13 protein-coding genes are annotated in these 23,187 nt (G+C 70.8%); 4 read left to right on the forward strand and 9 right to left on the reverse strand.

The window, feature by feature from the left end; genetic code table 11:
* Positions 1 to 34 precede the first annotated feature (34 nt).
* The 7 genes from U3653_RS17205 to U3653_RS17235 form a co-directional block, all read right to left on the reverse strand.
* Positions 35 to 3,490, reverse strand: a complete 3,456-nt coding sequence (locus tag U3653_RS17205; protein WP_195080360.1) for a non-ribosomal peptide synthetase — start codon at positions 3,488 to 3,490, stop codon at positions 35 to 37.
* Between the two features lie 142 nt (positions 3,491 to 3,632).
* Positions 3,633 to 7,925 carry a non-ribosomal peptide synthetase gene (locus tag U3653_RS17210; RefSeq protein WP_323124522.1) on the reverse strand — a complete coding sequence of 1,431 codons (4,293 nt, stop codon included), beginning with the start codon at positions 7,923 to 7,925 and terminating at the stop codon, positions 3,633 to 3,635.
* The gene (locus U3653_RS17215; protein WP_195080359.1) at positions 7,922 to 9,553 is read right to left on the reverse strand and encodes a condensation domain-containing protein; all 1,632 of its coding nucleotides are present in this window, start codon (positions 9,551 to 9,553) and stop codon (positions 7,922 to 7,924) included. Before U3653_RS17215 ends, U3653_RS17210 begins: the two co-directional genes overlap by 4 nt.
* Before the next feature lie 12 nt (positions 9,554 to 9,565).
* The gene (locus U3653_RS17220; RefSeq protein WP_195080358.1) at positions 9,566 to 10,561 is read right to left on the reverse strand and encodes an ABC transporter substrate-binding protein; all 996 of its coding nucleotides are present in this window, start codon (positions 10,559 to 10,561) and stop codon (positions 9,566 to 9,568) included.
* Positions 10,558 to 14,670 (reverse strand): non-ribosomal peptide synthetase, encoded by a 4,113-nt coding sequence (locus U3653_RS17225; protein WP_195080357.1) that lies wholly within the window; start codon positions 14,668 to 14,670, stop codon positions 10,558 to 10,560. The genes U3653_RS17220 and U3653_RS17225 overlap by 4 nt, the downstream gene beginning before the upstream one ends.
* A 9-nt stretch (positions 14,671 to 14,679) precedes the next feature.
* Complete coding sequence (locus U3653_RS17230; RefSeq protein WP_195080356.1) at positions 14,680 to 15,618, reverse strand: methionyl-tRNA formyltransferase; 939 nt, start codon at positions 15,616 to 15,618, stop codon at positions 14,680 to 14,682.
* A gap of 43 nt (positions 15,619 to 15,661) precedes the next feature.
* Positions 15,662 to 16,948 (reverse strand): SidA/IucD/PvdA family monooxygenase, encoded by a 1,287-nt coding sequence (locus U3653_RS17235; RefSeq protein ID WP_195080355.1) that lies wholly within the window; start codon positions 16,946 to 16,948, stop codon positions 15,662 to 15,664.
* 214 nt (positions 16,949 to 17,162) lie between these two features.
* On the opposite strand from U3653_RS17235, the gene U3653_RS17240 reads away from it, so the two are divergent.
* Positions 17,163 to 17,627 (forward strand): MTB12 C-terminal domain-containing protein, encoded by a 465-nt coding sequence (locus tag U3653_RS17240; protein WP_195080354.1) that lies wholly within the window; start codon positions 17,163 to 17,165, stop codon positions 17,625 to 17,627.
* 116 nt (positions 17,628 to 17,743) lie between these two features.
* Complete coding sequence (locus U3653_RS17245; protein WP_195080353.1) at positions 17,744 to 18,445, forward strand: siderophore-interacting protein; 702 nt, start codon at positions 17,744 to 17,746, stop codon at positions 18,443 to 18,445.
* A 54-nt stretch (positions 18,446 to 18,499) separates the two neighbouring features.
* On the opposite strand, the gene U3653_RS17250 is transcribed toward U3653_RS17245, so the two are convergent.
* Together U3653_RS17250 and U3653_RS17255 are read right to left on the reverse strand one after the other, a co-directional pair.
* Positions 18,500 to 20,236 carry an ABC transporter ATP-binding protein gene (locus tag U3653_RS17250; protein WP_195080352.1) on the reverse strand — a complete coding sequence of 579 codons (1,737 nt, stop codon included), beginning with the start codon at positions 20,234 to 20,236 and terminating at the stop codon, positions 18,500 to 18,502.
* Complete coding sequence (locus U3653_RS17255; protein ID WP_195080351.1) at positions 20,233 to 22,086, reverse strand: ABC transporter ATP-binding protein; 1,854 nt, start codon at positions 22,084 to 22,086, stop codon at positions 20,233 to 20,235. The genes U3653_RS17250 and U3653_RS17255 overlap by 4 nt, the downstream gene beginning before the upstream one ends.
* Positions 22,087 to 22,438: 352 nt before the next feature.
* On the opposite strand from U3653_RS17255, the gene U3653_RS17260 reads away from it, so the two are divergent.
* Together U3653_RS17260 and U3653_RS17265 are read left to right on the forward strand one after the other, a co-directional pair.
* Complete coding sequence (locus U3653_RS17260) at positions 22,439 to 22,633, forward strand: hypothetical protein (protein WP_195080652.1); 195 nt, start codon at positions 22,439 to 22,441, stop codon at positions 22,631 to 22,633.
* A 98-nt stretch (positions 22,634 to 22,731) separates the two neighbouring features.
* Positions 22,732 to 23,184 carry a TIGR03667 family PPOX class F420-dependent oxidoreductase gene (locus U3653_RS17265; RefSeq protein WP_195080350.1) on the forward strand — a complete coding sequence of 151 codons (453 nt, stop codon included), beginning with the start codon at positions 22,732 to 22,734 and terminating at the stop codon, positions 23,182 to 23,184.
* Positions 23,185 to 23,187: the final 3 nt, after the last annotated feature.

The following is a 23,187-nucleotide window of genomic DNA, read 5'->3' on the forward strand; positions in this document are numbered from 1 at the left end:
CACCAATCCTCGTGGGACAGAACCGAGCGGGTCGTCAGACCGCGGCGGGCTCGGGAACACTCACCTGCGCGAGTTCGAGCAGAATCCGGCTGACGCGCTCCAACCGGGCCGGATCCGCTTCCGCGGCACGCAGTCGGGCGGCGATCCCGCGCACCGTCCTGCCCTCGAAGACGCCGGTGACGCCGAAGCCGGACACCGCGAGCAGGCCGCGCACCTGACCGGTGAACGTGGTCGCCAGAATCGAATTGCCGCCCGCGTCGAAGAAGTCGGTGGCGACACCGATCCGGTCCACGCCGAGCACCTGGGCGGCGATGAACTCGACCGCCGCCTCCACCTCGTCGGCAGGCGGCACATAGGTGATGCGCGCCGCCGCGTCGTCCGCGCCCAGCCTGCGCCGGATCGCGGCGCGGTCCAGCTTGCCGTTGGCGGTCAGCGGGATGTCGGCCAGCACCTCGATGACGTCGGGGACCATGTAGGCGGGCAACAACTCCCGCAGTGCGGCGGCGACGGCGTCGGCGGTCACTTCGGCATCCGCGCGCACCGCAGCGGCCAGCCTGCCCGCCTCGGTGAGCAGTGCGACCGCCTCGTCCACGCCGGGCAGCGCGGCCAGCGCCGACTCCACTTCGCCCAGCTCGACGCGGTAGCCGCGGATCTTCACCTGGTGATCGGCGCGGCCGAGGAAGTCGACCGTTCCGTCCGGCAGGTAGCGGGCCAGATCACCGGTGCGGTACCAGCGCACGCCGTCGCGTTCGGCGAACCGTTCGGCGGTGCGCTCGGGATCGCCGCGGTAGCCGTCGGCGACGCTCGCCCCGCCGATCCACAGCTCGCCGGGCACCCAGTCCGGGCAGTCCTCGCCGCGCTCGTTGACCACGCGCAGCCGGACATTGGGCAGCGGGGCGCCGTAGGGGACGTTGTCCCATTCGGCGGGGAAGTCGTCGGTCACCTCGCACACCGTCGAGTGGATCGCGGTCTCCGTGGTGCCGCCGAGCCCGGCGAAGCGCAGACCGGGCACGGCGGCGCGCATCCGCTGCGCGAGTCGAGTCTTCACCCGATCGCCGCCGGTCAGCACGACGCGCAGCGAGCGAAGCTGTTGCGGGCTCGCGGTGTCGGCCAGCATGGTGACCAGGCCGGGCGCGCAGTTCAGTACCGTCACGCCCGCCTCGGCGATCAAGGCCGCCCATGCCGCGGCGTCGCGCTCGGTGTCGGCGTCCACGCAAGCCAGCGCGCCGCCATGGGACAGCGGGGCGAAGATGTCGTAGACGGACAGATCGAAGCCGAGCGCGGACAGGCCGATGGTGCGGTCGTCCGCGCCGATGCCGAACCGGGTGTCGATGGCGTCGATGGTGTTCGCCGCGGCGCGGTGGCTCACTTCGACGCCCTTGGGCTCGCCGGTCGAGCCGGAGGTGAACAGCACGTAGGCCACGGCGTTCGGGTCGGTGTCGTGCGCGCGGTCCAGTCGCGGGCCTGCGAGCGCGTCGGCGAGCGTCAGCCCGGTGACGCCATCGGGCAGCTCGGCCGGTTCGTCCAGCAGCGCCACGGAGACCGCGCCGCGCCGCAGGATGCGATCGCGCCGGGCGTTCGGTTGATCGGTGCCGATCGGCAGGTAGGCGGCTCCGGCCGCGAGCACGCCGAGCACGGCGGGTATCTGCCGGTGGCCCTTCGCCACGATGACGGCCACCGTGTCGCCGGGACGAACGCCCGCCGCGGTCAGCGCGTGTCCGACCGCGAGGGCTTGGTCCGCCAGTTCGCCGTAGCTGCTCGTCCCGCTGTCGCGCCAGTACAGCGCGATGCGCTCGGGGTGGTCGCGCGCCGCGTCGAAGAACGCGCCGTGCAGGGTGCGCGCGCCGAGGTCGGCGTCGGTGTCGTCGGCCGCGGCCCGGACCGCACGCTGGGCCGCGGGCAACTCGATGCGCAGATCCGCCGTCCAGTCGGCGTCCGGTTCGATCAGCGCCTCCAGCGTGCGACGGAACTGCTCGAACATGGCCTCGGCCACGCCCTCTGGCAGCGCGTCCCTGCGGATGTCCCAGTTCACCAGCAGGCCACCGGACAACTCCGCCACCTGGGCGTCCAGATCCACCTGCGGACCCTGCGACATGATCCACACCGGCTCGCCGAACACCCGGGTCACGCGCTCGGAGAACAGCTCACCGAGATCCAGGCCCGAGGTGAACACCACCGACGGGGTGACCGGGGCGCCGCGCTCGCGGCCGAGGTCGCGCAGCACGTCCAAGCCCTCGTAGGCGGAATGCGCCGCGCAGGTGTGCAGTTCGCGCTGCAACCGCTTGGCCCGCGCCACCATCGACTCGGTCTCGCGTGCGTCCACGTCCACCAGCACCGAGTTGGTGAAATCGCCCACGACCCGGTCGATGTCGTCGTGCAGCGGTTCGCGGTTGAACAGCGGCAGGTTGAGCAGGAAGCGCTGCCGCGCCGACCAGCGCGCGATGGTCTCGCTGAACACGGTGGCCAGGGCGACCGCCGGGGTCACGCCGTTGCCGTGGGCGTTCGCGTGCAATCGCGCCTTCGCCTCGGCGTCGAACCAGTGATGCAGGCGGATGCTGCGCGACGGGTCGGGACGATCGCTCTCCGGCACCACCGGCAGCGAGGGGATGTCGGGCAGGTCGCCGATCTTGCCCGCCCACCACCGCGCGTCGGCCGAGTTGTCCTTGGCGGTGCGCTCCTTCGCGGCGAGGTACTCGCGGAAGGTGCAGCCGATGGGCGTCAGCGCATCGTCGTCGGCCTCGTACAGCGCGGCCAGATCGTCGAGAATCCTGCGGTAGCTCTGGGCGTCCGCGGCGACCATGTCCACATCGAGATGCAGCCGGTGCTTTCCGCCCGGCAGGACGGTGACCGCGATGTCCACCACCTGACCCGCCGCGACGTCCATGCGCTGGTGGCTCTTGTCCTGCCGGATCCGCTCCAGCTCGACTTCGATCGCGCCGGTGTCGTGGCCGTCGCGCAGGTCGTTCGCGTGGAAGACCGGCACCAGCGGCTCGGGCAGAATCCGCTGGGTGCCGCTGTCGGAGAACTGGGCCCGCAGCATGTCGTGCCTGCGCAGCAGCCGCCCGACCGCGCGCCGCATACGGTCGGCTTCCAGTCCGGCGCCGTCGAATTCGACGTACAGGTGCGCGGCGACGCCGCCGAGCCGCTGGTCCTGCCTGCGGCCGACCCAGTAGGCGTGCTGCATGGTGGCGAGCGGGAATTCGTCCGACTCGGGGGCGATTTCGGTCGTGGGGGCCTGCGCCGCGGCCTCGGTTGCGGTTTCCCCGGCCCGGCTCGCCGCGAGCAGTTCGGCCCACGCGGCGATGGTCGGTTGCAGTGCCAGATGGGAGCTGCGCACGTCGTAGCCCTGCTTGCGCCATTGCGCGGCCAGACGCATCAGCTTCATCGAGTGCATGCCCAGACCGACGAGATCGTCGTCGTCGCCGATGGTTTCCGGAGCCACTCCCAGGTCCGTCGCAACGATCTCGCGAACTTCCGCCTTGCCGAGCATCAGACTCCTCACCGCACCGAACACCGGCCTGCGCATTTAAAAGGCAAGCCTTGCCTAACTTAATGGATCCTAACCCATAGACCCCGTCATGCGGCAGAGTGTGGTTGCCTAACCTACGCACGCACCGTTCCGGCTCCGGCATTCACCCGGCTACCTCCGGATCGGCGAGGACCGCCGTCCAGCGCGTCAAGCGCTTTTCGACCTCGGCCTCGTCGAACACCGCTGAATTCACGTCGAATTGAGCGACCAGCACCGGCCCGTCCGCCCTCGGCACCACCGCTGTGGTGATGTCCACGGTGAAACGCAGCGGCAGATCCGGATGCGCCGCGATGCCGAACTCGGCGGTGAACTCCGCCAGCGGCGCGGGTGTCCACGGACCGGAGCCGAATCGCAAGAGATCGAACCGGCCGAGGTGATTGAGGCGCAACTGGCCGCGCGCGTCGAGCGTGCGCTCCCGCACCGGGGCCGCGCCCGAGCCGGGAGTCCACGCCTGGGCCGCGGCGAGCGGAACGAGCACGGTCTCTTCGACGGTGAACCAGCCGACCTGCCTGCTGTCGTCGTCGGCGGGCCTGCCGTGCGATTCCCTGGTCACCGCGACCCGCCCGGCGGCGTCGGCGCTGTCGGCGAAGCCGCGCGCACAGGCCAGCAGCAGGAAATCCTCCAGCGGCACGTCGTTCTCGGCGGCGGCGTCCAGCAGCCGGGCGGTCCGCCGCGCGTCCAGCTCGACCACCCGCTGCCACGCCTTGCCCGCTCGATCGACGGCGGGGTCGGTCAACCTGCCGCCCAGTGGCGTGCCCAGTATCGGCGGGGTCGCCGCTGGCGCGTGGATCGGCCCCGGCTCGGGCCTGGACTCGTTGACCGGCGGCTGCCCTTCGGCGAGCCTGCGCAGGTCGTCACCCAGGATGAGCCAGGAGACCACGTCCACCGCGAGATGGTGGATCGACAGCAGCAGCCGCTTGCCTTCCCGGCCGTTCAGCAACGTGGCGGCCATCATGCGGCCTGACTCGGGGTCGAGCCGGTCCACCGTGGCGGCCAGCCGGGCCGCCGCGGCGCCCGATTCGTCGTCGGCGATCTCGAATTGCTCCGCGACGCCGGAGGATTCGCCGACCATCAGCACGGGTGTCCGCTCCGCCGTCCAGTCCAGCCGGGAGCGCAGCGTGGGATGCGCGGAGGCCAGCGCCTCCAGCCGGTCGACGATGTCGGCGGGCGTCGCGTCCACCGGCACCGTGAGCACTTGGCTCTGCGCCAGGTAGCGATAGTCGCCGTTGGCGATGATCTCGTGCGCGAGCGCGGTCAGGGGGATGACCGTACCCGCAGGCACCCGCGGCGCTTCCTCGGGTTGCTCCGCGCTCGACAGGACCGCCGCCAGCTGCCGCAGATCCGTCGCCGCGAGCACGTCCTCGGCGCGCACCCGGAAGCCCGCGCCGCGCAGGCGCGACACCAGATCGATGACGCCGATGCTGTCGATGCCGAGGTCCAGCAGGCTGTCGTCGAGTCCGACCCCCGCGGTGGCGTCGCCCATCGCGGCGATCACCTCGAGCAGCGCGCGCTCGGTCTCGGTCGCGGGCGCACCGCCCCGCGTTTCGCGCGCGGGCCGGGCGAGCAACGCCGTCGCCGCCTGCACGTCGAGCTTGTCGTTGCGATTCAACGGAATCCGATCGACGTGCACGATGCGGCTCGGGACGAGGAATTGGGGCAGCCGCCGGGCGAGCGCGGCGCGGATCTCCTCGACCGAGCGATCCGCGACCACCAGCGCGCCGAGCCTGGTCCGGCCGTTCTCGACGAACGCTAGCGCCGCCGCATGCTCGACGCCGCGCAGTTCCCGCAGCACCACGGTGGCCTCGTCCGGCTCGACCCGGTAGCCGTTGATCTTGACCTGACTGTCGGCCCGTCCCTCGTACACCACGGTCGCCGCGTCGGTGCGCCGCACCAGATCACCGGTGCGATAGCGCCTTCCGCGCGGCCCCGCGACGAACGCCGCGGCGGTGGTGCCCGGCCTGCCGAGATAGCCCAGCGCGAGCTGCGGCCCCGAGAGGTACAGCTCCCCGTGACCGCCCGGCGGCACCGGGCGCAGCCGATGATCGAGCACTTCGGCGGTCATGCCGTCGAACGGACGTCCGATGGTGGGCCCCTCGTGCTCGAGCACGTCGGCCATCAGCGCTTCCACCGTGGTCTCGGTGGGCCCGTAGAAGTTGATCACCCTGGTGCCGTCGAGCGCGCGCAACCGCGCCCAGGTGTCGAGCGAGATGGCCTCGCCGCCGAGCGCCAGCACCCGCAGCGGGCAGTGCTCGCGACCGTCGCGCTCGAGGAAGAGCCCGGAGACGATCAGCCTGCTCAGCATCGACGGCGACGTGTCGAAGACATCGATGCGATGGCGTTCGATCGCCGCGACCACCTGTTCGGCGTCCGTGCGCACCTTGTCGCCGAGCAACACGACGGTGTGCCCGCTCAGCAGGGCCACCGTCGGCTGCCATGCCGCGTCGAAGCCGGTGGACCAGCCGTGCCCGACGCGCAGCCGCCGTCCCGCCTCCGCCGCCACCGGCGCGAGGATGCGGCGCTCGTGGTTCGCCCAGTGGTTGAGCAGCGCGCCGTGGGACACCGCAACGCCTTTCGGCCTGCCGGTGGTGCCGGAGGTGAAGACGGCGTAGAACGGCGTGGTCGGGCCCGGCCGTGGTCCCTCGGCGGGACGTCGCTCGCGGTCCCCGGCCAGGTGCAGTTCGCCGTGCGGGCCGGTACCGGCATGCCGCACGTCCGCGCACTCCGCGAGCACATCGCCGAAGGCTTGATCGGCGAGCACGACTCGCGCACCGGACGTTTCCAGGATGTAGGCCAGCCGATCCGCGGGCGTAGCGGGATCGACGTGCACGCACAGCGCGCCGATCCGCCCGATCGCGAACGGAGCGTGCAACACTCGGCGATCCCGTGGCAACACGACGGCGACCGCGTCACCCGCGCGCACTCCGGCGCTGCGCAAGCCTTCGGCCAGTGCCGTGACGGCGGCGGCGAATTCCGTGAACGTCTGTTCGCCGTCCTCGTCCACCACGGCGACCGCGTCACCCGCGCGCGCGGCCGCGGCGAACAACGCGTCCGGCACCGTCGGGTGTTCCGCCGCGCGCGGCACGGGCGCGACCAGGGCCGCGGGTTCGTCGTCCAGCAGGATGTTCACGTCGCACGCGCGGGTCGCGGTCACCATGCGCCGCACCACCTCGGCGAAACGCCGTGCCAGCCGGTCCGGTTGGAATCGGGACACCAGGTCGGGCCGGACTTCGACCCGCACGATCAGCTCGTCTTGCTCGACCACCGGGACGACCGCGATCGGATAGTGGCTCGGCGAATCGACCCGCCGCGGCAGCATCGTCGCGCCGCCCGCCATCGGCATCCGTTCCGTCACGGCGCCCAGCGGCGTGTTCTCGAAGACCAGCAGGGTGTCGAAGAGCTGCCCGATACCGGCCTGACGGGTGATCTCGGCGACCCCCAGATACTCGTGTGCGCGCAGCAGGGCCACCTCGCGCTGCAGTTGCGCGCCGATCGCCGCCGGCGCGCGCTCGTCGGCGCGGACCCGGACCGGAATCGTGGTGACCAGCGCGCCGACCAGCCGGTCGGCGTTGGGCAACGAGGCGTCGCGGCCGGAGGTGGTCTGACCGAAGACGACATCGTCGCGGCCGGTCAGCCCGGAAAGCACTCGCGCCCAGGCCATTTGCAGCACGGTGTTCAGCGTCAGGCCGTTGCGCCGCGCCCAGCCGGTGACCGTCGCGGTGGACGCGCGATCCAGCCGGGTCTGCCCCAGCACCGGGATATCGGCCTGGGCGGGCGGGGCCAGCATCGGCATGGGGGCCAGCCCCGCGAGCGCTTCGCTCCACGCCCGCACCGACTCCGCGGTGTCGCGCGAGGCCAGCCATGCCGCGTGGTCGCGCAGCGGCGGAGCGGGCGGCAGGGTCGCGCCCGCCCCGGCGTGCAGTGCGATGAGGTCGGCGAACAGCAGCGGGATCGACCAGCCGTCCACGACGATGTGATGGGCGGTGCAGATCAGCTCGTAGTCGCGCGCGCCGACCCGTGCCGCGGTCACCCGGAACAAGGGGCCGTTGTCCAGGTCGATGCGCTTGCGGCCCTCCGCCCAGTACAGCAGCATGGCGGCGGCGGCGGGATCGTCGGCGTCGCGCAGATCCACCTCCTGCCAGCCGATCCGGCCCGCCGAGGTGATCACGAGCACCGGATGCGGCAGGCCGTCGGTGACCACCGCGCCGCCCAGATGGGGATAGCGGGTCAGCAATTGATCGAATGCGGTCCGCAGCGGCGCGATGTCGGCCAGGTTTTCGATCCGGACCGCGAAGGTGACCAGATACGGGTCCACCGGGCCGGACAGGGAACTGACCGAGTACAGACCGCGTTGCAGCGGAGAGAGCGCTACGACATCGAGGATTCGCGGTGCGCTCACGACGCGCCGAATCTCTTGCCGAGGGTGGCCAGCGCCGCGGGATCGAGGCCGGAGGCGGCCATCGGCGCGACAGTGGCGGTTTGCGGCTGCGCCGGCGCCGCGTCGGTCAGCTGCGACGCCAGCTCCTGGATCGACGGATGCGCGAACACTGTTTGCACGTCCAGCGCGTACCCCTGCTCCCCGAGTTCGGTGACCAGGCGCAACGCGGCGATGGAGTCGCCGCCGAGTGCGAAGAACGTGTCGGCGCGGCCGATCTCGTCATCGTCGTCGAACTCGAGCACCTTCCTGATCGCCGCCGCGATCAAGGTCTCCGCCTCGGTCTGCGGCGGGCCGCCGAGACCAGGTCCGCCGAACCCGTCACCCGCTGCCGCTGCCGCGAACAGCGCGATCTCGGCCTGCTCGTCGCGGCCCTGCGCGAAGGCGGCGCACAGCGCCTCCAGGTGGGCGGCGAACTCGCCCGCCGCCGCGAAGGCGGAAGTGAACTCGATCGTCACGGTGGCGTCCTGCGCGCCGGTCACGACGTCGACGACCAGATCGACGCCGTGTGGACGGCCGGAGCGCCGCATCGTCTCCCGCACAGCGAAGTCGGCGGTCACGATGCCGGGCCGCTCGGCGCGCACCCCGAGCAGCGCTTGGAACAGCGCACCGGTCGTCACCGCCGCCGCGCCCTTCAGTTCGTGGGTGAGCCGCTCGATGCGGGCCGTCGCGTGCGCGCGGGCCTCGGCGAGGCGCTGCCCGGCGACCGCCAGCAGTTCGCGCGGTCCTGTGGTCGGATCGAGGCGCAGCACAAGGTGATTGGCGAAATTGCCGAGGCTGTGCTCGGTCTGATCGGTGCGGGCCGGATCGATGACGCCGATCAGGACGTCATCACCGAGGCCCGCGTCCCGCAGCGCCCGCGCCAGCACCGCGGCGAACGCCGCCGTCGTCTCCTGCTCGCCGCGCAGCGCCGACAGCGTCGCGGCGGGAACCGTGAAGCTGTGCCGCGTAGGGCCGGTGGCATCGCCCGGCACCGGCACAGCCCGCTCGGGCAGCTCCGCGAGCCGTTCGGTCCAGTAGGCCAGTTCGGGCGCGTCCCGATTGGCCAGGGCGCGCAGCTGCGTGGCGACGTACGCGCGGTACTGCGAGGTCGCCGGCTGCGCGGTGCCGAGTTCATAGGCCGCGAACAGCGCCTCGGTCAGCAGTTCGAGACTGCGGTCGTCGGCGGCCACCGGATGCACCGCGATCGAGACGACGGCGCGATCGCCCGAGTCGTAGCGGCGAATCCGGATCGGCAAGCCGCGCACCAGGTCGAATCGGTGCTCGGCGTCGGCGTGCAGCGCGGGGCCGAGCGCGGCGGCGTCGGCGTGGACCACCTCGACCACCGTGTCCGGCACCGGCAGCACACGCTGATACGGCATGCGCCGGTCGTCCGGGAAGACGCTGCGCAGAATCTCGTGCTCGGCCAGCAGCGCGGCCGCGGCCTGCTCGAAGGCGTCTCCGTCGAGTTCACCGGTGATCTCCAGCGCGACGAACAGATTGGCTGCGGGCACCCGGCGCAACCGTTCGGGCAGCAGCGCCGCCTGCTGTGCGAGCGACAGCGGCGTGCCCCGGTCACCGGTGGTGGCCCCGTTCACGGACGAATCCGACATTGCGTTCCTTCCTTACTTACCGACGGCCGCGAACGTCGGGTCGAGCTTGTCGAGCACGTACGGCACCGAAAGAGCCGTGGGGGTGTTGATGGCGCTGATGGTGGTCACGTCGACGAACGCGATGCCGTTGTTGCGCACCGACGGCAGCTCCGCGTATCCGGGCAGCTGCTTGAACTTCTCCGCGAATACCGGCATCGCGCCGCAGATCAGCAGGTCGGAGGTGAGGTCGCCGAGCCGCTCCGGCGACAGGGCCAACCGGCCGCCCGCGGGCGCCTCCTGCGCGATCTTCTGGGGGATGTCCATGCCGAGCCGGGTGAACAGCGCCGCCGAACCGTCCTTCGGGTCGGCGAGCACCATCAACTGGGCGGGACCGGTCAGCATGCAGGTCAAGAAGGTCTTGCCGCGCAGCTTCGGGTACTTGGCGCCGACCGCGTCGATGCGGGCCTCGACGTCGGAGACGACCTTGCTCGCCTCGGTTTCCCGGTGCAGCACCTTGCCGAGCGTGTTCACCTGATCGGCCCACCGGTCGACCTGCGCGCCCGGCGTCACCGGGCCGATGGTCGGAGCCAGCTTGGACAGCTTGTCGTACATCGCTTTGTCGACCATGAAGCCGGGCACCAGGATCAGGTCCGGCTCCAGCGCCGCGATCTGTTCGACGATGTCGCCGCCCATGCTCAGCGCCTTTGCCTGCGCGAGCGAGTCCGGCGCCCACGGGGGCTTGGACTGCGCGCCGATGGAGATGTTGTCGGCGAAACCGACCGGCGTCACCCCCAGCGCGAGCGTGGCGTCGAGCCATTGGTTGCCGAGGGTGACCACGCGCTGCGGGGTGCCGGAAACCTCGGTCTCCCCCAGGCTGTGCGTGATCTTCACCGCGCCGTCGGCGCTGTCGTCGCCGGTGCTGGAGCCGCAGGCCGCCAGCGAGCAGACCAGGCTCAGCGCGAGCGCGGCCAGACCCATCCGGCCGAGCGTGCCCCGGCGCGGACGCCCCGTAGTTCGGACCGTGTTCATTTCGTCAGCTCCTTGTCGAGATTCAGCCACCCGTCGGTGTCCCACCAGCCGCGATCACCGGTGCGGACCAGCCGGCCGCCCACCAGATAGGGGTCGGCGACCCACCGCGCCGCGTCGGCCGGCGCGCCGAGCCCGGCTCCGCCCACGTAGACATCGCCGATCACCCCGGGCGGCACCGGACGCCGCGCGGCGTCGAGCACCAGCACCCGCGCACCGGGAATCGGCCTGACCCGGCCGCTGCCGTCCAGCGGTCCCCTGGCCACCGGCCCGGCGTATTCGGGCACGCCGTAGCAGGCGACCGCGACCGAATCCGCCGACATCGCCGCCAGCCGGGTGGACAGCGTCGCGGGCGCGTCGACGCCCGCCACGTCCCAGCGCCGGACACTGGGCAGTTGCGGCAGTTCGTCCGCGAGCGCGACCGCGGTCACCGGCGCCAGCACCACGTGGGTCACCGCGTGCGCGGCGACGAGTTCGGCCAGCGCGACCGGATCGACCCGTTGCGCCTCGGTGGCGACCAGCAGACTGGCGCCGTCGGCGAGCGCGGCGAGCAGTTCCACAACGGCGCGCCGCGCGTCGCCGGTCACCGCGAGCAGCCGCACGTCGGGCGCGGCGAAGGCGGGATCGGCGCTGCGCGAGCGCTGGTGCGCGGCGACGGCGCGGCGATCGGCGACCGCGGCCGCGAGCGCGTCGTCCTCGCCGTGCGCGATCGTGCGCGCGAGCAAGGCGACCAGCGTGTCCACCGGATGCGCCGACGTCGCGCGCGGCGCGGCCAGTCGCTCGAAGAGCGCGTCGTAGGTGAGAGATTCGCCCGCGCACAGCAGGGCGCGACGCGGGCCTGGAACGGTGCGCGCCGAGCGGATCAACTCTTCGACGCCCGGCACGTCCGACAGCGCGACGCCGTTGGCCCACTCGCCGAGCACCCGCCTGCGCTGCTCCCCGCTCAGATCGTCGCGCGTTCCCGCGGAACTCGCTTCCAGCGCGGCGGCGAGCTCGGCGACCGTCGGGGTGTCGAACAGCACGCGGACATCGATCTCCACGCCGAACTCCTCCCTTATCCAGGCCAGCAGCCGATTGGCCAGCAGCGAATGCCCGCCGAGTTCGAAGAACGAGTCGTCCGCGCCCACTCGGTCCAGGCCGAGAATCCTGGCGTACTGCTCGGCGAGCCGGATCTCGCCTGCGGTGCTCGGTTCCCGGTACGCGTGCGCCGCGCCGCGCACCGGCTCCGGCAGCGCGCGGCGATCGAGCTTGCCGTGCGCGGTCAGCGGAATCTCCGCCAGGACCGCGAAAGCGGCGGGCACCATGTGATCAGGCAGGACGGCCGCCGCGTGCGCCCGGATCTGGTCGAGATCGATGTCGTCCTCGGCCGCCACCACGTAGGCGGCGAGCATCGGACCGATCGCGGCGTCGGTCACCGCGACGACCTCGCAGCGCGCCACCGCGGGATGGCCCGCGATGGCGGCCCGCACTTCGCCGAGTTCGATCCGGTGACCGCGCACCTTCACCTGTTCGTCGGCGCGGCCGACGAATTCGAGCACGCCCGCCTCGTCCCTGCGGGCCAGATCGCCGGTGCGGTACATGCGGCTGCCCGGCCGGTACGGATCGGCGACGAACCGCTCCGCGCTCGATCCCGGCCGGTCGAGATATCCGCGCGCCAATTGCGTTCCACCCAGATATATTTCGCCGACGACGCCGGAGGGCACCGGGTGCAGGCGAGCATCGAGCAGATAGACGTGGACGTTGCGGTTGGGCACGCCGATCGGCACGATCCCGGTGCCCTGCGGGCCGTCGACGGTGAAGTGCGTCGCCGACACCACCGCCTCGGTGGGTCCGTAGTGGTTGCGCAACTCGGCATCGAAGACACCCGCGAATCGGTCGGCGACCTCGCCGAGCAGCGCTTCCCCGCCGACCGGGACGTAGCGCAGCGCCTGCCACTCGCTGACTTCCGGCAGCATCAGGAACGTGCTCAACTGGGAGGGCACCATGTGCAGCACGGTCACACCGCAGCGTTCGATCAGGTCCGCCACGTACGGGATGTCCCGGAAGGCACCGGGTTTGGGGATCACCAGACTCGCGCCGACGGTGAGGGTCACGAAGATGTCCAGCAGCGAGGCGTCGAAACTCAGCGGCGCCGATTGCAGCAGCCGGTCGGCCGCGGTGATGCCGCCCTCCGCGGCGAAGCCGGTCAGGTGCTCGGCGAGCGCCGCGTGCGGCACCGGCACGCCCTTGGGCTTGCCGGTCGAGCCGGAGGTGTAGAGCACGTAGGCGAGATTGTCCGGCCGCAGCGGGCGCACGCGTTCGGCGTCGGTCGGCGCGTGCGACGGCAGGCCCTCGGCGGCCTGCTCGGCGGCCGCCAGCTCGTGCTGCCCGAGCCGCAGGCGGGGACCGGCCGCGCGATCGAGTGCGTCGACTCGATCGGCCGGGTCGGCGGGGTCGATCGGCAGGTAGGCCGCGCCCGCCGCGAGCACGGCGAGCACCGCGACGACGAACTCCACGGAGGTGGTCAGTCGCAGCACGACGACGTCCTCGGTCCCGATTCCCTGCCGGATCAGCCAGTGCGCCAGCCGGTTGGCCCGGCTGTGCAGCTCGGCGTAGGTGAGGGTGACCGGCGCCGTGTTCGCCAAGCCCGGCGCGATGATCGCGACCGCGTCCGGGGTGGCGGCCACGCGCCGTTGCAGCAGCGCGGGCACGGTGGTCGGCGGCGTGCCGACCAGTTCGCCGTGCGACAGCGCCGCGACGCGTTCCCGCTCCGCCGCCGGGAACAACTCGAGATCGCCCACCGCGCGGGTCGGCTCGGTCACCGCCGCGCCGACCAGATGCAGGTAGTGCCGCAGCAACTGCTCGACGACCGCGTCCGGCAGCAGGTCCGCGGCATATTCGGCTTCCAGGTGCACGCCCCGCTCGTCGAGCACCACGTTCAGGCGCAGCGGCAACTGGGCCACCGACCCGCCGAATTGCACTCCGTGCGCGGTGACGCCGTCGAAGTCGAATCCGCGCGCGCTCTCGCGCACCCCGAAACCGACGCTCACCAGCTGCTCCAGCCCGTCGCGTCCGTCGGCGCGATCCGGGTTGACCTCACGGACAACGCGATCGATGCCGACATGCTGGTGCGCGAATCCCGCCGCGCAGCTCTCGGCTACGAGCGCGACGAAATCGGCGAAGGAATGTTCCGGAGCGAACCCGGCGCGCAGCAGCAGCGTGTTGCCGAAGTACCCGATGGCCGACACCGCGGCGGGACCTCGGTTGGACACCGGCACCGCCACCAGGAAATCCGTCGCGGCGGTGTAGCGGTGGATCACCGTGTAGTAGGCGGCCAGCAGCACCGCGAACGGCTTGGTGTCGTAGTCGCCCGCGAAGGCGTACACCTGGTCCACGAGTTCGGCGGGCACGTCCAGCACTCGGTGGCCCGCCTGCCGGTTCCCCGTGCCCGCGAGCGGGGATCGGTTCGGCAGTTCCAGTGGTTCCGGCAGCGGCCGCAGCGTGCGGCGCCAGAACTCGACGGCGGCGTCCTCCGGCTCACCGGTGGTGCCGTGCACCGCGACGTCCACGTACTGGGTCGGCGTCGTCGCCGGCGCGCCGCGATAGGCGGCGTTGACCTCGGCGCGGAACACGCTCCAGGAGTCGTCGTCCCAGCAGATCGTGTGGATGACCAGCACGAAGACGAACTCCGCCGGGCCGGTGCGCAACAGCAGCAGCCGCAGCGGCGCGGCGCGGGTGAGGTCGAACGGTTCGCCGACCGCGCGGCGCGCCAGCACCTCGACCCGGCGGTTGCGGCTGGATTCCGGGAGATCGGCGATGTCGACTTCCAGCCACGGTGCGGACAGATCGTCGTGGACCAGCTGGTAAGGCTCGCCGTCCGGGCCGGATCCGTAAGTGGTGCGCAGGATGTCGTGCCGCGCCACCACGCGATCGACGGCCGCGCGCAGCCGGGCCGCGTCCAGCGGGCCGGTCAGCCGGTAGGCGAAACAGATGTTCAGGGTGGCGTCGTCGGGGTCCCTGGTCTGCAGGAACCAGGCCCGGCGCTGGCCCGAGGACAGCGGAACCCGCTCGTCACCGGCGCGGGCGGGCTCCGCGCCGTCGCGTAGACGCGCGGAATCGGCGATGGTCGACATGGCGGCGGATCACTCCGGCGAATCGGTGAGATAGCCCCCGCGCGTGAAGAATTCGGCTCCCGACCGTTCCACCCCGTCCGACGTGCGCACCCGGGTCAGCACCAAGCCGGGGTTGCCCCGGTAGGCGTCCGGCCCGCAGACCACGGTGCCGCCGCCCTCCTGCACGATCACCCGGCCGGGCGTGCCGCCGTAGCGCGCCTCCGACACGCGCGCCGCCAGCACCTCGATCTTCTCGCCGCGGTAGTAGCTGAACGCGCGCGGGTACGGCTCGGAGAGGGCGCGGACGAACCGCTCCAGATCGACCGCGTGGGTGCGCCAGTCGATGCGGCTGTCGCGCTCGGACCGCTTGTGGAAGTAGGTTCGCTGCGTCTTGTCCTGCGGCCGCCACACCGCGGTGCCGGTCTCCAGCGCGTGCAACGCTTCCCGCACGGCCCCGGGAATCAGTTCCATTCCGGCGAGCACGAGTTCGGTGCCGGTGGCCTCCGGGCCGATCGGCAGCGAATGCTGCACCAGGATGTCGCCGGTGTCCAGTTGCTCGTCCATCCGGTGCACGGTCAGCCCGAACTCGCTCTCCCCGCTGATCAGCGCCCACAGCACCGGCGAGAAGCCGGTGAATTTGGGCAGCAGCGAATCGTGCAGGTTGAGCGTGCCGTGCGGAGGCAGGTTGTACAGCTCCGGCGGCATCCAGGTGTACCAGCTGTTCACCACGATGACGTCCGGCTCGGCCCGCTTGACCAGGTCGATGGTCTCCGCGTCGGCGCGCTCGGTCAGGTGCACCGGGATCCCGTGCTCGCGAGCCAGTTCCTCGACCGAATCCGACCAGATGGCCTTGTAGGACTGTTCGCTGGCCGGATGCGTCACCGCGAGCACCACGTCGTGACCGGAATCGATCAGGGCCTGCAGGGTTTTGCGGCCCCAGGTCTGGAAGCCGAACGACACGATGCGCATACCGAACCTATCCTCGACGAACTCTAAGTAAGGCTAGCCTAGCCTATGCAAATGCCGGGTTCGCTCCGAAGTGGCGCACTGTGGCCGAGCGCACCGGCGCACCGGCCAGCACTCGATCCGAAAGTTCGCCCAGGCAGCTGAGATTCGGGAATCCCGGCCCCTGTGCCAGCCCCGCCATATTCGGCAGATAGAGCTTCGCCTCGAGTCCGGAGACGGCGAGGTCGTGGCCGATGGCCGCCTCCAGCCGCGCCTGGGTGACCGGCCCGCCGATGGCCAGCTCCAGCAGATCGGCGGCGTCGGAATCGAACAGTTCGAGAAACCACAGCGGCTGCCCGCCGGTCGCGTCGACCACCAAGTCGAACGCGTGCACCTGATCCGGGCGCAGATCGTTGCGCAGGGTCAACGCGACCCCATCACCTTGATCGGCCACCCGCACCACCCGGCCCTGCAGATGATGGACCCGGCTGTCGGCGAGCAGATTCTCCTGCACCCGCACCGAGAAGACGCCGCGATCGGTGCGCCGCACCACATCCCGCCGCTCCCCCAGGCTCAGCGCCCGCCACTTGGCCGGATCGCTGTAGAGCGAGTTCTCGAAGAAGCTCTCGCCGCGGGTGTAGATCGTGGCCGCCGGGGAGATCACCGACACGGTCAGCACGTCGTGACGCACCAGTTCGTCCAGCGCCGATCCGGCGGTCTCCCCACCGCCGATCACCGCCGCCCGCGAGGACGCGGGCAACCGCCTGCGGCAGGCCAGATCCCAGAATTCGGCGATGCTCAGCATTTTCGGGTGCCGGGCGAGCGCGCGGTCGCTGCGCCCGGGGCCGGTGATCATCAACCGGTCGGCGTCGAGTTCGGATTCGACGCCGTTCGCGTCCACCACGCGGACCAGCCAGCCGTCGGCGGCCGCCGAGATGGTGCGCACCGTGCCGAGCACCAGCTCGACCCCGGTCTTGCGCGCGACCCACTGCAAGTATTTCGCCCACACATGGTGGTGCGGATGCGGCCTGCCCCGGTCCACCCATTCGGCGTAGGTGCCGCGCTCGATCAGGAAAGAGGTCCAGCTGAACCGCTGCATCGCCTCGTTGATGGCGCGATTGTGCCCCCGCGCCCAGGTCGAGTGATACGGGAAGCCGACATCCTTCTCCGGGCTGGTGCCGAGCCGGTGCTGACCGTCGGTCCATCCGCCGCTGGAGAGCCAATTGCCGCCGACCGCCTGCGATTCCACGACGACGACCTCCGGCGCCGCCAATCCCAGTTCGCGCAGCACGTGCGCCTTCGCCGCCACGGCCATGGCCTTGGGGCCGCCACCGACCACGAGAAGTCTGTCCACCGGTTCTCCCATCTGTGTTTCCAGCCACTGCTCAGCTATCGGTCGGGCACTCAGCTGTGCGGCTGGTCGCCCGCGACGACGTCACCGTGAGACTGGACATGCACCCACACATGTTTGCATAGGCTTACCTTATATTGCTAGAGGCAACCGCTCCTGTGGCGAACTCCGCAGGGGCAGGCGAGCAATCGCCCTGGAACGAAACGGAAGTACGCAGATGAACAACCGCAAGATCAGAGCAACCGCGGCGGCCTTCGCCATCGTCTCGGCCACGCTCGTCGGCGGATTCGCCGGCATCGCCCCCGCTACCGCGGCGCCCGCCGTGGTCCGCACCGCGGCGCCTTCGGTCGGGGAACTGCAGGCCAAGTTGCAGGTGCTGCTGAACACCGGAGCGTCGCGCTCCGCCCGCGCCGCCGAACTGGAGGCGGGCGAGGCGGGACTGCCGATGATCGATCAGATCGCCGGCGTGATGAACTCGGTGCCCAGCTTCCGCTGGTCGGTCCAGGGTCCGGTCAGCGTCAACGGTGACACCCTCTCCGCCAACTTGATGACCACCGTCGACGGCTTCTCCCCCTTCCCGGCGATCGAGGTGTCCTGGCGCCGGATCGATGGCACGTGGAAGCTGACCCGCGAATCCGAGTGCACCATCGGCTACTACGCGTCGGTCCCCTGCAGCGTCTGATCGACCGCGGCGCGAAAACGGTCCCGTCGAACTCGGCTTCCGAGTTCCGGGGCCGTTTTCGCGTCGGCACGGCCTACGCCTCCACTTCCAAGTGTGATTAGGCTAGCCTTAGTCGCATGGGCAGAGGATTCGAAGGCTTGATGTTGAAGGCGTGGCGGGCCGATGACTATCGGCTGACCGTCACCTCGACCGAGCAGATCACCGACAAGTTCGTCCGGCTCGGTTTCAGCGCGGGGGGCCTGCTCGCCGACCATCCGGTGCACCCGACCCAGTGGGTGCGGCTGTGGATCCCCAACGGGGACAGAGAACATCAGCGCGGATACACCCTGGTCGACCCCGACCCGGAGAACGACCGCTTCTGGATCGAATTCGCCCTGCACAACGGCCCGGCCGCGGAATGGGCTCGAAATGCCGTGGTGGGCGACGAGATCGATGCCTCGGTCCTCGGTTCGGACTTCCAGCTGCCGGAGACCGCCCACAGCGAGTATCTGATCTTCGGTGACACCGCGTCGCTGCCCGCGATCAACTCCCTGCTCGACGCGATCGGCGACACCCCGGCACGGGTCTGGCTGGAATGGCAGTACGAGTCCGACCGCACCCTCCCGGTCCGCAACAAGCCGCACCACCAGGTCACCTGGCTGCAGCGCGTCGACGACGGGCGGCTGATGCGCGAGCAGGCCCACGAGATCGACTGCCCGGAGGACGCTTTCGCCTGGGTGGCCTGCGACGGTCACACCACCCGCTCGATCGTCAAGACGCTCAAAACCGCGCACGCGCTGCCGAAAACCGCGATCAAAGCGCGCGCCTACTGGAAGTAACTCCCACCGATGCGGGGCCCCGCCGCCTGTCCGGCGACGGGACCTCGTGCCCGCCTATGCCGGAGCCGGTTCCAGCCGCCAACCCGTCGCGCGGGAGCGCTCGTTCCAGAAGGCGGCGTAGCGGCCGCCCAGCGCCAGCAGTTCGTCGTGCGTGCCGCGCTCGACGATGCGGCCACCGTCCAGGAACAGGATCTGGTCGGCGTGCGCGATGGTGGCGAGCCGGTGCGCGACGACGATGACCGTCTTGTCCCTGGTGATCTCGTGCACGCCGCGCACAACCACCGCCTCGCTGTGCGGGTCGAGCGCGCTGGTCGCCTCGTCCAGCAATACGATCGGCGCGTCCTTCAGCAGCGCCCGCGCGATCGAGACGCGTTGCCGCTCACCGCCCGACAACGCGGTGCCGCCCTCGCCGACGCGGGTGTCGAAACCGTCGGGAAGACGCTCGACGATCTCGTCCACCCGCGCCGCTTCGGCCGCGCGCCGCACCTCGGCGTCGTCCGCCCCGGGCTTGCCGATCCTGATGTTGTCGGCCACCGACTGGTCGAACAGGTAGACGTTCTGGAAGACCAGCGACAGCTGGCTCAACAGCGTCGCCGACGGCTGGTCACGCACGTCGTGCCCGCCCACCGCCACCCGGCCGGAATCCACGTCGTAGAACCGGGCGGCCAGCCGCAGCAGGGTCGTCTTGCCCGCGCCGCTCGGTCCGACGATGGCCGTGGTGGTGCCCGCGGGAACGCTGAAGGTGACGCCCGACAGCACCGGCTCGCCATCGCGATAGCCGAAGCTCACGTCGTCGAAGATCACCGATGGCGCGCCGGGCGTGACCGGGGCGGTGGCCTCCGGCAGCACCGGTTCGGCGAGCAATTCGGTGATCCGGTCCGCGGCCGTCGCCGCCGAGCGCAGCGCGTTGCCCAACTGCGCGGCTTGATTGACCGGTTCGATGAATCGCGAGCTCACCGCGACGAGCGCGACGGCGGCGGCGGCCGAGATCGCGCCGTCGGTCACCCGGGCGACCGCGACGTACACCAGCAGCAGGAACACCGCCTGCACGAACAGCGCGAACAGGATCAGGCCCGGCACGCTGGCGAAGACCATGCGCGCACCCGCCGACCGCTGCCCGGCCAGCGCCGCGTCGAGCGCGCGGTTGCCCGCGCCCACCGCGCCGAAGGCCCGCAGGACCGGCTGCGCCTGCGCGAATTCGATGACGCGCGAATCGGCTTCGGCCGCCGCGGCGTGCAGGCGCTTGTCCGCGCCGGTGTAGGCGCGATTCGCCAAGCCGTTGACCAGATAGAGCACCGGCGCGGCGAGCAGCATCGCCACCGCGATACGCCAGTCGACCAGCAGCATGCCCACCGCGACCGCGAGCGGGACGATGACGCCGGTCAGGATCTTGGCCAGCAGGTAGGCGACCAGGCCCTGCAGTTCGCGCACGTTCTCGACCATCAGCCGTCCCAGCGGTCCGGCGTCGTGGGTCTCGAACCAGCCCAGCGGCAGCGCGTTGAGGTGGTCGCCGAGCCGGGTCTGCAATCCGCGCTGCATGCCGACGCCGACGCGCAGTCCGATCGCGGCCTGCAGGTAACCGAACACCACCACGCCCGCGACCGCGGCCAGCATGCCCAGCGCCCACAGCCACGCGCGGCCGAGGTCGTCGTCGAACAGCGCCTGCAACACCGGCACCAGCAGCAGATACGCCAGCGCCTGGCTGAGCGCCTGGGCCACGATCGCGGCGAACAACCTCGGCGTCAGGTGGGCGAATTCGGCCGGAACCAGGTCGAGTACCTTGCGAATCATCGGACGCCCTCCGCACGTTCGACGAGGGCGATCTCGCCCAGCGCCGCCTCGTTGATCTCCCACAGTCGCTGATAGGTGCCGCCCGCGGCGACCAGGCTCGCGTGCTCGCCTTGCTCCACCAGCCGTCCCCCCTCGAGCACGAGGATGCGATCCACTCCGGTGATGGTGTGCAGCCGGTGCGCGATGACCAGCACGGTGCGACCCGCGACCAGAACTGCCAGCGCGTCCTGCACGGCGGCTTCGGATTCCGGGTCCGCGAAGGCGGTCGCCTCATCCAGCACCAGCACCGGGGTGTCGGCGAGCAGGGCGCGGGCGATGGAGAGCCGTTGCGCCTCGCCGCCGGAGAGGGTCGCGTCGACGCCGATCTCGGAGTCGTATCCGCGTGGCAGCGCGACGATCCGGTCGTGGATCTGCGCGGCGCGGGCCGCCTTTTCCACCGCCGCGTCATCGGCGTCCGGATGGGCCAGGCGCAGGTTCTCCCGGATGGTCCCGCGGATCAGCCGCACATCCTGGAAGACGAAACCAACGGTGCGATAGAGCTCTTCGCTCGGGAAGTCACGAATATCCCTGCCGCCGATGGTGATCCGGCCCGCGCCCACGTCGTAGAAGCGCGGCAGCAGTTTGGCCAGCGTCGACTTGCCGGAGCCGCTGGGGCCGACCAGCGCGGTGATGGTGCCCGGCGCGAGTTCGAGATCGATGTCGTGCAGCACGTCGTGGCCGCTGCGGTAACCGAAGCCGACGCCTTCGAACCGGACCAGTCCAGCGGGCGCGGAGGGCGCCGCATCGGATGCGTGCGCGTCGGTGCTCAGTTCCGGCGTCTGTTGCAGGTCGTAGAGTCGTTGCGCCGCGACCGCCGCCGCGCGCAACGCTTGCGCGCCGTAGCCGAGGTTGAGCAACGAACTGCCGAGGCCCAGGCCGACCAGCAGGAACGGCAGCACGTCCAGCGGCGGCACCCAGTCCAGACCCACCGCGGCCAGCCCGGCGAAGACCACGACCAGCATCACGAACACCGGGGTGACGACGATGTCGGAGGCCGCCTGCACCTTGATGATCGGCGTCTTCAGCCGGTCGACGCTGCGCGCCTGGTGCTCGACGGCGTCCTGGAAGACGCTGTGCGCCTTGCCCGCCTGGCCGAACGCGCGCACCACCTGGATGCCGTCGACGAACTCGATGGCCGCTTCCTTGGTGCGCTGCTCGGAGCGGGTGTAGACGACGTAGCGGTCCCGGCCGTCGCGGTCCATCATCCGGCTGTAGAGCACGGCGTAGGCCAGGATCGGCAGCAGCAGCACCAGGGCGAGCCGCCACTGCACCGTGACCAGGTAGCCGAGGGTGACCAGCGGAACGGTGAGCGCGCCGACGAACTCCAGCCGCGCGTGCGCCACCAGGTAGTGCAGCGCCTCCACGTCGTCTTGCAGGTATTTCTTCACCTCGCCCGAGGTCCGCTCGCCGAACCAGCCCAGCGGCACCCTGGTCAGCTTGGCGGCCAGTGCCCGCCGCACCGCGAGCTGGTAACCACTGTCGACCAGATGCGTCCAGGTCAGCGCACCGGCCTGGAGCAGGGCGCGGGCCAGCAGCACCACCGCGGCGACCGCGAGCAGTCGCCAGACCCGGCCGGTGTCCACGGGTTGATCGAGCAGTGCGCGGCACACTTCGACGATCAGCACGAACGGCGCCACCGCGCACACCGACGCGACGGCCATGACGACGCTCGCGGCGGCCAGGTGCCCGCGCACGGGCGCGAGGATCTCCTTGCGCGCCCGCGCCTCCCGCCGCTTGTGTTCTCTGAGCACCGCCTTCGGCGGCCGGTTCCCCGTGTCCGCCACCGGCAGCGGCGCGGCCTCCACCGTCATCTGTCCTCGTCTCTCGCCCGTCCCGGCGTTCGTTCCCGATTCGCCCCATACTCACACAGAAGGGGTTATTTAGGAAGGTTAGGCTAAGTTACTTTAGCCCGTCCGGCGCTCCGGCCCCACACCCGCCTCGCGGCCTCGTACGCGAGATCCACCCCGAGGGTGCGGCCCACACCAGGCGTTGTCTTTCGCGACTTATTTCGTCAATGTGCGAAAACTACTGCGAACCCTCTGTTTTCGAATTCTCGACGCGCTCGGGAAACCTTCATGAACGAACCCGCGTCCTGGCGCGATAGCCCCTGCGCATCGCTAACTTCCCATGCAAGCGAAACCATCGGACACAGGGGTGACGAATATGTTTGGCGCAGACACCCTTTCGATTCTGTCCAATTGCGCGAAAGACCCTGGCGAACTCACCGCGAATCAAGCGCACCGCGCCATGCAGGTGCACCTGGACTGCGGCGTCGAGATATGCCGGGTCCGCAGGCGCGCACGCAGGACGCTGGTCGAAGCCCGGCTGATGGTGCTGGACGAACGGGCCACGCCGTGACGGCCACACCGTGGTCGCCGCGACGAGTTCCCCCGGTGTCGGAGCGGCTGTCGTCCGTGCGGCGGAATCGTCACGGCAGCGGTGGCGTTGTCCTTGCCATGACCGCAACGGCATCCGATCGCTCCGCCGCCCCCGTCGTCGATACCGAGACCGAATTCGGCGCGAGAGTCGCCGCGCGACTGAACCGCGAGTCCGTCCTCTGGCTGACCACCGTCGGCCCCACCGGCACACCGCAGCCCAACCCCGTCTGGTTCCAGTGGCGCGACGGCGAATTCCTGATCTTCAGCAAGCCCGGCCAGCCGAAGGTGCGCAACATCCAGCGCAACCCTCGGGTCGCGCTGAATCTCAACAGCACCGCGACCGGCGGCGACGTGGTCGTGCTCACGGGCACCGCGCGCGTGGTCGAGCAGCGCCCCGGCGCGGCGGAGATCGACGCCTTCACCACGAAGTACGCCGACGGCCTCCGCTCACTCGGGATCACCGACGAGCAGTTCTACGCCGAGTACTCCGTCGTGCTGCGTGTGACGCCCGATCGCCTGCGCGGATTCTGATCC

It is taken from the genome of Nocardia implantans, from assembly GCF_035544775.1.
Classification (GTDB): Bacteria; Actinomycetota; Actinomycetes; order Mycobacteriales; family Mycobacteriaceae; genus Nocardia; species Nocardia implantans.

Excerpts from the sequence above, each read along its gene's own strand:
- U3653_RS17255 (WP_195080351.1), bottom strand. The coding sequence starts at position 22,086 with ATGACGGTGGAGGCCGCGCCGCTGCCGGTGGCGGACACGGGGAACCGG.
- U3653_RS17225 (WP_195080357.1), bottom strand. The coding sequence starts at position 14,670 with ATGTCGACCATCGCCGATTCCGCGCGTCTACGCGACGGCGCGGAGCCC.
- U3653_RS17265 (WP_195080350.1), top strand. The coding sequence starts at position 22,732 with ATGACCGCAACGGCATCCGATCGCTCCGCCGCCCCCGTCGTCGATACC.
- U3653_RS17250 (WP_195080352.1), bottom strand. The coding sequence starts at position 20,236 with ATGATTCGCAAGGTACTCGACCTGGTTCCGGCCGAATTCGCCCACCTG.
- U3653_RS17260 (WP_195080652.1), top strand. The coding sequence starts at position 22,439 with ATGTTTGGCGCAGACACCCTTTCGATTCTGTCCAATTGCGCGAAAGAC.
- U3653_RS17245 (WP_195080353.1), top strand. The coding sequence starts at position 17,744 with ATGGGCAGAGGATTCGAAGGCTTGATGTTGAAGGCGTGGCGGGCCGAT.
- U3653_RS17220 (WP_195080358.1), bottom strand. The coding sequence starts at position 10,561 with ATGAACACGGTCCGAACTACGGGGCGTCCGCGCCGGGGCACGCTCGGC.
- U3653_RS17205 (WP_195080360.1), bottom strand. The coding sequence starts at position 3,490 with ATGCTCGGCAAGGCGGAAGTTCGCGAGATCGTTGCGACGGACCTGGGA.
- U3653_RS17240 (WP_195080354.1), top strand. The coding sequence starts at position 17,163 with ATGAACAACCGCAAGATCAGAGCAACCGCGGCGGCCTTCGCCATCGTC.
- U3653_RS17230 (WP_195080356.1), bottom strand. The coding sequence starts at position 15,618 with ATGCGCATCGTGTCGTTCGGCTTCCAGACCTGGGGCCGCAAAACCCTG.
- U3653_RS17215 (WP_195080359.1), bottom strand. The coding sequence starts at position 9,553 with ATGTCGGATTCGTCCGTGAACGGGGCCACCACCGGTGACCGGGGCACG.